Annotated in this window: 12 protein-coding genes; all 12 read right to left on the minus strand. The window is 47.5% G+C overall.

Features of this window, described 5'->3' with window-relative positions; translation table 11 throughout:
- Positions 1-96: CoA-binding protein (locus tag B3N33_RS08785; RefSeq protein ID WP_292593049.1), on the minus strand; the 96-nt coding region annotated here is incomplete at its 3' end.
- Positions 97-149: 53 nt separating this feature from the next.
- Positions 150-1,649 carry an apolipoprotein N-acyltransferase gene (lnt, locus tag B3N33_RS08790; protein ID WP_292593031.1) on the minus strand — a complete coding sequence of 500 codons (1,500 nt, stop codon included), beginning with the start codon at positions 1,647-1,649 and terminating at the stop codon, positions 150-152.
- Positions 1,649-2,491 (minus strand): Cof-type HAD-IIB family hydrolase, encoded by an 843-nt coding sequence (locus tag B3N33_RS08795; RefSeq protein WP_292593032.1) that lies wholly within the window; start codon positions 2,489-2,491, stop codon positions 1,649-1,651. Before B3N33_RS08795 ends, lnt begins: the two co-directional genes overlap by 1 nt.
- Entirely contained in the window at positions 2,469-3,452 is a 984-nt protein-coding gene (locus B3N33_RS08800) for an ExsB family protein (RefSeq protein ID WP_292593034.1), read from the minus strand. Before B3N33_RS08800 ends, B3N33_RS08795 begins: the two co-directional genes overlap by 23 nt.
- 56 nt (positions 3,453-3,508) lie before the next feature.
- Positions 3,509-5,698, minus strand: a complete 2,190-nt coding sequence (oraE, locus tag B3N33_RS08805; protein ID WP_292588604.1) for a D-ornithine 4,5-aminomutase subunit OraE — start codon at positions 5,696-5,698, stop codon at positions 3,509-3,511.
- Entirely contained in the window at positions 5,685-6,068 is a 384-nt protein-coding gene (locus B3N33_RS08810; protein WP_292593037.1) for an ornithine aminomutase subunit alpha, read from the minus strand. Before B3N33_RS08810 ends, oraE begins: the two co-directional genes overlap by 14 nt.
- A complete protein-coding gene (gene ortB / locus B3N33_RS08815) occupies positions 6,049-7,473 on the minus strand; it encodes a 2-amino-4-oxopentanoate thiolase subunit OrtB (protein ID WP_214078085.1) in 1,425 nt (474 codons plus the stop codon). The genes B3N33_RS08810 and ortB overlap by 20 nt, the downstream gene beginning before the upstream one ends.
- Entirely contained in the window at positions 7,463-7,777 is a 315-nt protein-coding gene (gene ortA, locus B3N33_RS08820) for a 2-amino-4-oxopentanoate thiolase subunit OrtA (protein ID WP_292593041.1), read from the minus strand. The genes ortB and ortA overlap by 11 nt, the downstream gene beginning before the upstream one ends.
- A 2-nt stretch (positions 7,778-7,779) precedes the next feature.
- Positions 7,780-8,805: a 2,4-diaminopentanoate dehydrogenase gene (gene ord, locus B3N33_RS08825; RefSeq protein ID WP_103134281.1), complete on the minus strand. Its 1,026-nt coding sequence runs from the start codon at positions 8,803-8,805 to the stop codon at positions 7,780-7,782.
- 169 nt (positions 8,806-8,974) lie between these two features.
- Positions 8,975-10,669 (minus strand): GspE/PulE family protein, encoded by a 1,695-nt coding sequence (locus B3N33_RS08830; protein ID WP_214078087.1) that lies wholly within the window; start codon positions 10,667-10,669, stop codon positions 8,975-8,977.
- Between the two features lie 3 nt (positions 10,670-10,672).
- A complete protein-coding gene (ftsZ, locus tag B3N33_RS08835) occupies positions 10,673-11,719 on the minus strand; it encodes a cell division protein FtsZ (RefSeq protein ID WP_243392272.1) in 1,047 nt (348 codons plus the stop codon).
- Positions 11,709-13,001, minus strand: a complete 1,293-nt coding sequence (gene ftsA / locus B3N33_RS08840; protein WP_099829488.1) for a cell division protein FtsA — start codon at positions 12,999-13,001, stop codon at positions 11,709-11,711. Before ftsA ends, ftsZ begins: the two co-directional genes overlap by 11 nt.
- Position 13,002 lies beyond the last annotated feature (1 nt).

A 13,002-nucleotide genomic window follows, 5' to 3' on the forward strand; every position in this document is an offset into this window, starting at 1 on the left:
CATGCTCGGATTAACAGGTATCACGCGATACCCCTTTTCAATAAGATATGTAGGAACGTAGTTAGCCGCCTTTTCCGGATTCTTTGAGAAACCCACAACAATAACTCTGTTGAGGGTCTCGAGAATTGTTTTTGCTCTCTCACGGTAATTCAAAGAACAACACCTCCAAGTATTATTAAAGCTATTCCTAGAAGAAGAGAGAACCAGAAGAACCAGTTCCCAAACCTGGTATATAGGGTGGTCGTTACCCTCGGAAGATACTGGAATTCGCCAACAACATACTCGGCCGTCAGTTCCTTCGAAGTGGGCAGTCGCTTTACAATCCTGCCATAGGGATCGATTACCGCTGAAATCCCGGTGTTGGATACCTGAATCACATATCTTCTGTTTTCTATTGCTCTGGCGATGCTTTTTGATAGATGTTGTTGAAGAGCCGTCGATATATTGAACCAACCGTCGTTTGTGGCAATGACGATCACTGTTGCACCGTTGCGAGTGAGATTTCGCGAGACATTGCTGTATAGAGAGTCGAAACAGATTTGTGCTCCTATCCTGTGCTCATCTACGGAAAAGATTGTGAATTGTTGGCCTGGATTGAAGTAGTCGAGGAACTTAAGGAAACTGAAGAGTCCAAATACTCTTGGCCATGGGAGAAACTCAACAAAGGGAGTGAGCTGGACTTTAGCGTAGAATTCATCTGAGAAGCCCTCTCCATCTACAAACCTAACCTGATTGTAGTTGTTATCGTTGTATGTGGGAAATCCCACCAAAATCCTTAAGTTGCGTTCGCTTGCAATCTGTTGAAGCTGCGAGCCGGTTGAATTACTTCTTATATCGCTCATGAAAGTTGCTTCCGGCAAGATTACTACGGAACCTTCGGGAATTTCTCTCAGCGCTCTCGAGACCACTCTCAAGGTCTCGTCGGGAGGCTGGTAATACTTCATGTGCATGGAGATATTTGTTTGAAGCGCGTAAAGTGTGCTTTCATATTTGTCGGAAGAATACGGAATAGGCACAAAACTACTCATCGCGGCATTCGCAAGAGCCACGAAAGCGACAGAAATGACAATCAATAAGGCTCTGTCTCTTGTGCGTTCCATGAAGAGATGAGACAAGTAGTGGTTGACAAAGACTATTATGAAGACAAGGAGTAGCGGTCCACCAACCGCAAGAAGCTGAGCTATTCCCAGCTGTTCGTTTAGAAGAGCGTCAGATAGCCTCCCGTTCGTGAATCCGAGTGGGCCTATCTCCCTGAGATGCTCTGTGACTGTGAAAAACGATGCGGCAAATAGGCTGAGAAGTACAGGATACCTTTCGAAGAACCTTTGATACAACCCGTAGATGAAACCGAAAGCAAGGAAGGGAACTGCGATTACTACACCCATCAGGAAATATACTACTATTCCGATGAAGTTTGGGAATGAATTCAAGACTTCCGGAACATTCACGGTTAGGACAGGTAGTTCCCAGTAGTGGGTTATGAGCAGATAGACGAAACCCCAGACAAAGGCCTTCAAAGCTCCCTTCAGCGGAGTTACTTCCTTCATGGAGATGAAGAACGGGATAAGTGCAATCCAAATCAAGTAACCCCAAAGCATGCCGGGCATCGAAAGCGCAGTAAGGACTGCTGAAAGGAGAACTAAGGCCACTATCGCTCACCCCTGGTTGCCAGGATTCTCTCTATTGCCTCTGCCACACCGCCGTTATCGTTATCTCTTTCAGTCACCAGTTTTGCGTGCCGCTTCACCTCGTCCGGCCCATTTGCCATTACCACGGGTAATTCGGCCTCCTTCAGTATCTCAACATCATTGAAATTGTCGCCAATATATGCGACGCTTCTCCAGCTCAGCCCAAGATATTCCAGTATATGTATCAGGCCATTTTCCTTTCCCACACCTGGTCCGAAAAACTCGTAGAAGGCGTGCTCTTCAACATTGTCGTTCTTGATAACGGTTACGTTCTCGAGGTGAGAATTCGATTCATTGAGAAGCTCCTGAATTCTGTCTTCTTTGCCTTCAAGAGCGATTTCAGGAATACCTTCATCCTTGATCCGCATTAGCGGATTATCTTCAAACATCATCCTATATCTGTTGTTACTGTAGTATCCTCTGTATGGAGAATCTGAAGGTTTGGTGGTGGAAATATCCGGGAGTCTGAAGAAATCGAAGAAGACAAGAGCGTTAAGGGATTTCTCCAAAGCCTTTTTGAACAGGAATCTTGCTTTGTCCGCTTCAAGTAGTGATTTTGAAATTACTTCAGTATTCACTCCGTGACCGTACGTCACTAGAGCGCCATTCTGATAAGAAATGGGTACGTCTATGCCAAGTTGCTCGGCGTATTTGTGGCCCGAAACATAGCTTCTTCCGGTGGATATGGAGACTGCTACACCCATATCCAGAGCTCGTCTTATCGCATACTCGTTTTCAAGTGGGATCTTCTTCTCGCTGTCGAGGAGAGTACCATCCAGATCAATCACAATGAGCCGAATCATCTTTCAACCTCCAACAATCTACTACCTGAAATGTCTCTAATCTATTGTTTCTGGACTTCACCCACTCAACTTCTATGGGGAAAGCAAACTCCGGAGCCAGTCTCCCGTTTAATACCCATCTTCTTGCCTCTCTGCTATTATAGAGCCCTGGATTGGCCGAAATCTTGAGGACTGAAGGTCCTTCTACCCATCTTACTTCATCAATCACGTCTATGTCCAGAAGTGAGCTCTTGATTCTCTCCCTTATTTCTATTGGGGGAAGTGGACAGACGTTAATTAAAGCGATGTTTCTTGACAGGGGACCGATCACTTTTACGTTAGCAAGAGTGTGAGTGAAATCCTCGAGCTGATCAAGTAGAACTTCATTCGCAATAGCAACCGAGTATCCGTGATAAGCCGGGTTCGCCATAATCTTTAGGAGATGCTTCAGCTTGCAGCCTTCCCTAACGGGCGCTTCTCCAATCTTTGGCACTTCGATACCAAGGTAGCTCAGCGCATTCTCTATCTGTTTCTTTGTCCATTTCCTCAAGGGAGCGTAGAATCCATCCTTGATGACGATCCCTGTCTTTCCCCAGGTGTCCGATTGGTTGGCACCCGTCGCAACAAGACCCAAAACTCCGGATCTTATCGCCGGTAGCTTCGCAAGTCTAGTGCATCTATTGCACGAAGGACCGTCCTTCCAGACCCTTTCTTGGGCTTCGTATCCCGGCGTGAATTCCAGCCTGAGCCTCATTTTGTCTGCAAGGGAAGCTACTATTTCAAGACCTCTGCTATATGAATATGGTCCGAAACATACGTTTACAAGCTTCACCCTTTCCCGTCCAAGACCCCTCGAAGCCAGCACGGCCACAAGAGTAGAATCCAAACCCCCTGAAAACGCAACTGTAAGCCTGCCGCTTTCAGTGAGATCTCTTATTTCGTCTATAGTCTCGTTTACTAGTAATTCGATTTGCTCACTCATCTGTTCAAGTATAACGCAAAGAAGGCGGCAAGTGCCGCCTTCTTGTTAACCGGAAGCTATCTCAGGAGCTCTCTTTTCTTCTTCACAAGGAAGGATGCTACGTGAATGCCTTTTGTTCCGCGTCCGAATCCGGCATCCATTCCACAGGAAACGGCCAGATCATTTGTAATCTGGGTTCCACCCGAAATGAAGATCAATTTGTCTCGTACGCCCTTTTCTATAGCGAGCTGAGAAATCTTCGTCAAATTGCTTACGTGGACTTCGTTGTGAGTGATAATCGTGGAGATAAGAACTGCTTCGGCACCGGTTTCTATGGCCGCATCAATGAACTTCTCCGGAGGAACACTTGTACCGAGGTAGGTGTACTTGAAGCCGAACTTCTCAATTCCTCCGTGCTTAATATCTAGGATCTCCCTTATTCCAACCGAATGTTCGTCGTTGCCGACCGTCCCGGCCACCACCCTCATTGGATGTCCTTCGACGAAGGAAACGATCTCTTCTTCGGTTAATAGATCAGGCTTCTCAGGTAGTTTTAGTGAGCCTCTCTCTATCTTGAACGGGACCTTTGCTTTTAGCTCAAGATAAGTCCCCTCAATCGGATGGAGGATGGTCTTGCTTATGACTGCTGCTTCTACAAAGCCCATCCTCTTCGCAATCTCAAGAGCTGCGGCCTCGGCATGATCGGGGTCATCGGGGATGGTCAAATCTAGCTGAACCCAACCGTCGCCCCACCATTCGACCTCGGGAGATATCAGACCTTTCTCCCTGTCTTCCAGTTGCTGAGCGATTCTAAGATTAACGTTATCGGATTCATCGAGTTCGTCTATGTACTTTATCTTTGATCTGTCATGCAGGGTGCAACCACCTATGAGTTCATCGGGCGATTTGATTCCCTCAGGGAGATTGTTGTATCCGAAGTGCTCACATACGGGGGCAAAGTATTCAGCATCCCTAGGAACAACGGTGCCGGCACCGATCCCACCGTCCTTCGGTCTCGCAATGCCGTCGCCATTGCGCTCGGGGTACTGTCCGTTATCAACAAAAAAGCCCCTCTCGGCAGCTTCAAAGTATCCGCCTGCTTCCAGTATCTCTTCCATCATTAGGATGGCGCGCATCTTCAGCTCTCTAATCTTTGGTCTCACGACCTCTTCGTTGATCTGGAGTAGGTCTTTGATTCCATCCAGAGCCAAGAGAGCATGTTTTGCGGTTTCGATGCCCCTTATGGAGTTGACATGCCACGGAACATTTCGACCTTCATCGGGAGTTATGGTGGACTGGATGTCTGCTTTGGTTAGTCTCGAAATCAGAGTGTCTAGCACATGAATTCTTGTTGCATCCATCAAGTCTGATTCGATATATCTGGTATTCATCTGAGCCCTAAATCTGTAATCTTTGAATAGTTCTCTCAGAGTTATTGCGTAGATAAAGTTCAGTTTGAACTCCGGGGCGGGAGAGACAACAGGGGGAACCGTTGAGAGAGCGATCAAATCTTTCTTCATCCCCACCTTTACAGAGAAAGCGCAGTTAATCGCATGCTGTACGAGGAGTTCGGGCATGACTTTCCATGCTCTCTTGGCAGAGGCATTCGCGTTGTGGGCGCCATCTATTTGAAGCATATCAACGCTTGCCATGATTTTCTTGGCAGCTGCCGCATCGACAAAGGATCTCACAGGATTGATTCCTCTGTAAAGAACGTTGTACTGAGGGTCCTGATGAGCGCCGTTGACACCTTCCTCTGCGAAGAGAACAGCGATTTCAGGTCCTGCCACTCCACTAATATAAGAATGGAAGTTTATCGGTCTTCCAACTTCTTCTTCAATGGCGTCCAAAGCTTTTCGAGTAGCTCTAAGCTGTTTTCGTGTGATAGGAATGCCTCCTATCCCTTCGGGTGTTCCTTCAATCAGACCGTCAATATGACTCTGGCCTAGTGTCCTTATAACCATGATATGGTCGGCACCATGCCAGGCAGCCATTCTCATTCTTCTGATGTCATCTTCAAATCTGCCGGAGGCAATCTCGGAGGTAATGACGGGATCGGGTTGCGGATCAATGTTCTCAAAATAGTGCGCGGCCGGTAGTCCTATGCTGTTCTTCAACGGTTCGGAAATCTGATCATATTGGAAACCATCGACTCTCGTTCCTTTGGGCAGTTTCTTTCTCCATGTCCAGCCCTTTCTTCTCGGAGCATAATGCTGCAGATCCTTAAGAATCTCCTCGACCTTCAGCTTTTCGTTAACGGGCAGCACTTTCCCCACCTCCTCTGAAGAAGGTGACAAGTTCTTCCCAGCCCTTTCCTGTTGCAAGATCTTCCTCAGCTTTCTCTAAAGGTTGTGACGTCTTCTTGGCGTATGAAAGGACAAGATTCCCGGCACCCTTGCCAAGGAGACCAAATTCAACGGCCTTAGCGACGATAGCCCCGGCCTGAAAACTGTCCAGCCCCATCCGCAAAAGTACTGAACGCTCGATCGAAGGACTCGTGTTTCCTTCTGCTAGTTCTATCAGCGGCTCGACGATCTTGTCCGCAAGCTCCCAGAACCTACTGTCTAGATCCTCGTCTGAAAGGTTCTGCAGGTGCAGGCTTCGCTTTTCAAAATCATCAGTTCTCTGAATCGACATTAGCACTTACCTCCTTAACCAATTCCTTGACTTTAGCTACATCAGTCTTGAGCTCTTCGGATAAGTATTCGTAATCGCTCTCGATCAATGTAACCTCCCGTCTAATCAGTTGTTTTATATAGGATCTCCTTAAGTCTGTCATGTTCACTTCTTTGTAAGCAATCTGAGAGTAACTCTCAGGGATAGATATTGTCTTGCCCGGAGCATCCAGGGCTAAAGGGTCTCCCCTCACAATCTCTATCCCGTTTTCTCTAGCAAAGGTCAATTGTGCGCTGGGTAGCTTACCTGCACCTGTATATTCGGTTTCCTGGACTACTATTGTTTTGTCTTCGGGTAGTTCTCTGGCAAGAGCTATAGCTGCTGTCAGACTCGTGTTACCTGCCGGACCTCGCTGAAGGCCCTCAAGTCTCGCAAGCATTTCAGTAACATAAAATACTTCTCCTTGCGTAACGAGAAGGTACCTGTCCATGTATCTCAAGGCTCTTGCAGCATTCCTTGGAACATCTGATCTATCCGGGAGAACAGCAAATGGTATTCCAAATCCAGTGTGACCGGTGGTAAAGGATTTCCTGTTGAAGTCTCTATTGCTCGCCATGTGAAGACCAGAAAGATCGACGCTGACTCCAACGACTTGTGTTTCCTTTGCGCCTGCCTTTCTAAGACCTCTGGCCGTTCCCGTGAGATTGCCTCCCCCGGCGTGTGTAGCGAGGACGTAATCAGGATTCATTCCGATCATTCTATTTGACTGTTCCACAATCTCATATCCCAAAGACTCGATGCCCGCAATCGCATAAGGTGTATAGAGGGACGCATTGAAGAACCCAGTTTCCTCAAGAAGAAGGAGGAAGTAATAGAAGAGCTCCGGACCGACCGTAAGCTGGGCTACTTCTGCTCCGTAAGCTTCACAGGCGCGAGCCTTCTCGAGAATCTCAGGTTGACCTTTGCCTTTGCTGTCATAACACTCCTGAACAACGATGCACTTCAAAGCCCTTTTCATAGATTGAGAGGCAACGGCAGCTCCGTAGTTTCCACTAGTCGCGGCGATTACGCCTTTGTAACCGAGCTCCTTTGCCCTTGCAACACTCACTGATGCACGCCTGTCCTTGAAGCTTCCCGAAGGGTTAGTCGCCTCGTCTTTCAGGAAAATCCTAGCGCCCTTGCCCGGTTCACTGATTGTTCTTACGAGTCTCGTGATATTCTTGAGCTCAATCAGAGGGGTATCCCCAACTCCGGTTTCTGACTGAATTTTTCTGATCTCCTCAATAGGGTACGAAGTATCTCTCATGAGCGCTTCGTAGTCGAAGGCAATCCCTTCGAGTTCGTATTTGTCGTAATCAACTCCAACAGATGCCTTCATTATCTCTTTTCTTCTCGCCATTACTGATTCGTATGATCTATTCTGCATCTCTATCGCCACCAGTAAGCCATCGAGTTAGTTCAATTCCGGCCTCAGAGAGTTCGGGAATGTTGTCTCCGAAGTTGTGTTCATGCGTGGGCTCGACGCATTCAAGTTTTCCGTGAACTCTTCTCCCCGAGGCGGTTTCTACAGTGACCATTTCGCCGACTTCGGCCTTCTCTTCAATGAGAAAGCCCCTGATTCTCAGTTCAAGAGGGACGTTCTTCGTGTCCTCGGGAACGGAGGGAGCTCTCTCGCCAATATCGAGGAGGATCCGGTGTATCTGGACCCACTGCCCCTTGATTGCACTCATAGTTACATCTCCCTGATCTCGTCGATCAAGCACCTCGGTACAGGCAACTCACTCATTTCAATCAGTCCGGGAGTCGCCTCAATTACTGCGGGAATCATGTTTGTAGCAAGGGCTATAGTCCCCTTTCCGCCGGGAATCTCGGGTTTTACTGAAAGGTGAATCTCCGGGTCGCCGAAAATATCTATGTAGTCGCCAGTGTCGACCCCTTCGATTTCCGGAAGGATCTGCTGGGGATGAATAAGCTCTATCACTAGTCTGTCACCACAATAACCCCGGCCTATATGTCTGCAGCCGGCCACCATACCGGGCATTACGTGTGCAACATCAGTCTTCCTCTCTGTTCTTGATATGATTGGCTCACGAGTCTCTTCAACTCTATCAATGTTCCACCCTAAAGCATTTCCAATCATTGCGATTGACTGCTGGAAGCCTATGTGTCCTACTATCTCTCCCGACTCAATTCCCTTCTTGAATTCCTCAGGTGAAGTGCCTACTCCCTGGGTTTTCATCACAGTCTTTCCGAAGGGAGAAAGATCGTTGATCCTTCTTGCTTCTATCCTCTCGACCTTTAGACATGCACCTGTCATAGCGATTATCAATAGGTCAAGCACGAACCCTGGATTTATTCCCGTACCAAGAATAGATACTCCATAACGCCAGGCGATGTTCTCGAGGACTTCGGATTCCTCTGGATGCGAAGCGAATGGGAAGGCCATCTCTTCGGCTATCGTAAGAATATCCACGTGGTGTTTTGCAGCCATCTCTATTTTGGGAAGTACTTCTTCTACAAAGGAGTTCGTAGCTATTACAACTATGTCTGGTCTCGTTTCGGCAATTGCCTCGCCCACATCCGAATAGATCAACCTACCTGTCTTCTTGCCGTCGAGATATTCTCCAAGATCCTTTCCGATCTTTTCTGAATCCTTTTCAACGGCTCCAACCAGTCTTAGTTCTTCTTTCTTGGCAACATTACGGGCCACTCCGCTTCCCATTGCGCCAAGGCCCCAAACTAATACTCTGTACGCCATAAAGAAACCTCCTATCCGAATTTGTAATTATCCGATTCAATACTATCATCGGCGAGATGGGGAGGCTATTTGCGCATTATGCGACTATTCGCGATAAAAGACGACTATTCACGACTTCTGTGAGTATGTTTGAGTATGCGTAAGTATGGATCGAGAAGAGGAAGTCTGGCTAGTACTCTATGGCAACTCTTTTTATCTCCTCAAGGGAAGTGACTCCGTCGATCACCTTCTGCACCCCATCGTTGTAAAGCGTTCGCATTCCAGCCTTCACGGCAGCTTGAGCAAGCTCTCTCTCTGAAGCGTTCTGACCAATCATCTGACGAAGATTGTTGTCAACAACTAGGATTTCGCTAATACTGGTTCTACCCTTATAACCCATTCCCCGGCACTCGGGGCAGCCATTTCCAGGAATGTACTCGCTGAAGTCATTTCTATCGGGGTAAAAGGTTGAGGCCATCTTTCTTAGTTCTTCTCTCACTGGTATTTTGACCTTACAGTTGTTACAGAGCTTTCTTACCAATCGCTGCCCCATAACTCCGATCAATGAAGTGCCAAGTAGGAAGGGATCAACCCCCATGTTGACAAGTCGAGCAACCGCGCCTGCAGCACTGTTGGTATGGATTGTCGAGAAAACAAGATGTCCAGTTAGCGATGCCTCAATCGCCAGCTGCGCAGTCTCTCTGTCTCTGATCTCGCCGACCATTATTATGTCAGGGTCCTGACGCAGGAAAGATCGCAGGTATCTCGCAAAAGTCAATCCGATGTCCGTGTTCACCTGGCACTGAGAAATACCTTCAATAGTATATTCAACAGGGTCTTCCGCCGTAAGCACGTTGACCTTCTCCGAGGTTACTTGGTTTAGGACCGCTACCAGAGTAGTGGACTTTCCGCTTCCCGTAGGACCAGATACCAGTATGATACCGTACGGAGCGTTGATTATGCTTTCAAAACGCTCTCTGTTGTGGTCTGAAAGACCGAGATCTTCAAGCTTCTTCTTCGCATTTGATACCCTGAGGATTCTCATAACAACTTTCTCGCCGAAAATCGTTGGCATTGTCGAAACTCTCATGTCGAACTGCTCATTGCCTCTCCTAATATAGAACTTTCCATCCTGAGGCATTCTCTTCTCTGAAATATCCAGCTTACACATGACTTTGATTCTCGACACTACAGAATTATGAGCTTTGCGCGGATAGCTGAGGACCTTTCTCAGAACGCCGTCTACTCTCAGTCTGGCAACGGCCATTTTCTCGTAGGGCTCCAGATGGACGTCACTGGCATCGCTTCTTATGCCGTTGTCCAGAAGTGAGTTTATGAACTTCGCGACGGGAGTATCATCGGTTTCGTCCTGTCTGTCATCTTCAAGATCAATTTCCGTGTGCTGTTCTATGCTGAAAGTATTGTCTATTATCTCGCTGGAGGCAGACTCGTCATACGAAGATTTGTAGAGAGCATCGAACATTGGTGGAGGTACAAGGAGCGTACTAATCTTGTTTCCTGTGAGGAAGGAGAGCTCTCTGTCTATCTGAGGAACCCTAAGAACTTCAGTAGTTACCACCTTAAGGATCCCTTTTTCGCGATCAAACTCTATAGGGATTACACTAAGCCTGTCTGCAACAGGCTTAGGAATCATTCTTAGGACATCGGGAGTAACCATATTAGGCAAATCTTCGAGTACCTTAAGCCCGTATTGCTTTGAGAGTGAATCGTATATGTCGTCCCAGGAGATTACGCCCATACCAACAAGAACTTCACCGAGCGGCTTCCCGACTTTTTTCTGCAAAGTTACGGCCTGCTGGAGAGCATCTTCACTTAGGAGTCCCTGATCTATGAGAAGCTCTCCGAGTCTTTTATAGACTCTCAACGATCACTCCTCCTCGTTTATATCCAGTCCGAATCGGTAAATCGCGGGGATGTCGGAAGCATCACCCATGAGTTCGCCCTCGTCTAGTTCAAGACCCGCTGCAATCAAAGTTATGTCAAGTTCATCATCGTTCATATCCGGGTCGACAATGAGCCCAAGCTTCACGTCTGCGTCTTCGCTGCAGTTCTGTCTCACAATTGCAGCCGCAATATTCATCTCTCTCAAGGTTATGTTCTTCGCCGAAACATTTAGAATTATCCCCGTCGCGTTGTCGATGGGCTTTTCCAACAGTCGGCTTTCAAGAGCTCTTCGAGCTGCTTCTTCTGCACGCCTTTCGCCTGAGCCCACGCCAATTCCCAGCATCGCCGTTCCGGCATTTCTCAAAACCGACTCGACATCGGCAAAGTCAAGGTTGATATACCCGCGCTTTGTTATGAGCTCGGAGATACCCTTGATTCCGTGATGGAGAGTTTCATCGGCCTTTGCAAAGGCATCTACGATTGAAGTGTTCGGTGGCAGTTCCTGAAGAAGCTTGTTGTTCGAGATTCTGATGAGAGTATCCACTGAGTTCTTAAGCCTTCTCAAGCCTTCGTTGGCAGTCTTTAATCTCGTATTACCTTCGAAGAAGAAGGGGGTTGTGACCACTGCAACGGTCAGGATTCCCATTTCCCTTGCAATCGAAGCTACTATTGGCGCTGCGCCCGTTCCGGTGCCACCGCCCATTCCTGCAGTGATAAATAGCAGATCGGTGTCTTCAAGGAAGGTCCCGATTTCGTCAACCGATTCCTCTGCCGCTCTCTCACCAACATTTGGGTTACCGCCGGCTCCCAGGCCTCTAGTCAGTTCAGTTCCAAGCTGAATCTTAAGATCGGCCTTATTGCTTTCAAGAACCTGAATATCTGTATTTGCCGCGATGAAAGTGACGCCGTGGATTCCTTCGGATATCATTCTGTTTACGGCGTTACCGCCTGCTCCACCAACACCAATGACTTTTATGGATGGCAATCTGATTTCAGCATTCTTCTTTCCTGTGTCAATCTCAAAGCTCATCATCTTCACCTCCAAAGAAGAGGGATTTTATAAACGATCCAAAATCTTTCTTGGGTCTTTCAACCACGCTTTCTACGGCTTCTCCCTGGACTTCCTCGGGGGAAACAAGATTGCCCAAACAGGAGCTGAATACTGGGTCATTAGCAACATCATGACTGTTCTCAATTCTTTTGTTGAAACTAGTCTCATATGTACCAATTCTTACCGGCATCTTTAGAGACTCAACGCCTACATCCGTAAGACCTCTCAGCTTGGAGCCCCCGCCAGTGAAAACTACTCCTCCGGGAATCCTTTCTTCGGAGTATTCCGGATTGTTTATTATGAAGAGCTGGATCTCTTTTCTGATCTTGTTCAGAAGCTCTTTCACCCTCGCATAGATAACTGTGGAGAGTCTTCTTACCGAGACATTCTTTCTAGTTCTTTCATCAAGTCCAAAGTACTCCACAACGTCTTCAGCATCAGGCGGGAACATACTGCAATGGCCGTAATTGACAAGCAATCTCTCGGCTTCATCTACCGATGTACCGAGAACCCTCGCTACATCCAGCACTATGTGTCTTATTCCAAGAGGAATTCTCGAGATGTAAACGGGAAGATTCTCCCTGTAGATTACGGTTTCGGAGAAACTGTGTCCGAGGACAACGCTAACCACACCGTGCTGCTTCTCAGTATCCGTCAATACAGCTTCAGATGCAGAAATAAGCGCTGGAGAGATGAAGAAGTCACCTCTGCCGAAGAGTTCTTCGAAGAGCCTTCTGAAGATCTCGACCGACTTGCCTTCGCTTGAAACAAAAACCATCTCGACATTCAGTTTCTTCGCGTACATCTCAACGGGATTGAAGACGACTTTATCATCATCGAGAATATACTTACGGATATAGCTTCTGTGTATATTAGTGTTGCCCGTCTTCATCTTCTCCGCCTTGAGACGACTCATAATGCTCAAAATCGTTTGCTCTTTCACCATTACCTGTTTCTCTTCGGAGAGAATTTCTTCTATGTTCTCCGAGAATACTGAATAGTCCCCATCTGTGAAACTGATCTTGAAGTCTGCCTCAACGTCCTTCTTGCCCATCTGACCTGTTAGATCCTCAATCAGCTTCTGAATGGACTGCTTAAGAGCAACCGCATCTTTAACCTCGCCCTTGTCGAGCCCAACAGTCTTGACACTCCCATAAGCCTCAAGAGTCATCTGACCTGTCTGTTCTCTGCTTACCACCACACCCTTAAGGGTGTTCGTGCCAACATCGAGAGAAACTGTATAATCCTTCCCCCTGGCCATC

The organism is Mesotoga sp. UBA5825 (genome assembly GCF_002432955.1).
Lineage (GTDB): Bacteria > Thermotogota > Thermotogae > Petrotogales > Kosmotogaceae > Mesotoga.

Coding starts and splice junctions, on each gene's coding strand:
- ortB (WP_214078085.1), bottom strand. CDS start 7,473: ATGCAGAATAGATCATACGAATCAGTAATGGCGAGAAGAAAAGAGATA.
- ftsZ (WP_243392272.1), bottom strand. CDS start 11,719: ATGAGCTTTGAGATTGACACAGGAAAGAAGAATGCTGAAATCAGATTG.
- B3N33_RS08810 (WP_292593037.1), bottom strand. CDS start 6,068: ATGTCGATTCAGAGAACTGATGATTTTGAAAAGCGAAGCCTGCACCTG.
- B3N33_RS08795 (WP_292593032.1), bottom strand. CDS start 2,491: ATGATTCGGCTCATTGTGATTGATCTGGATGGTACTCTCCTCGACAGC.
- ftsA (WP_099829488.1), bottom strand. CDS start 13,001: ATGGCCAGGGGGAAGGATTATACAGTTTCTCTCGATGTTGGCACGAAC.
- ord (WP_103134281.1), bottom strand. CDS start 8,805: ATGGCGTACAGAGTATTAGTTTGGGGCCTTGGCGCAATGGGAAGCGGA.
- B3N33_RS08800 (WP_292593034.1), bottom strand. CDS start 3,452: ATGAGTGAGCAAATCGAATTACTAGTAAACGAGACTATAGACGAAATA.
- ortA (WP_292593041.1), bottom strand. CDS start 7,777: ATGAGTGCAATCAAGGGGCAGTGGGTCCAGATACACCGGATCCTCCTC.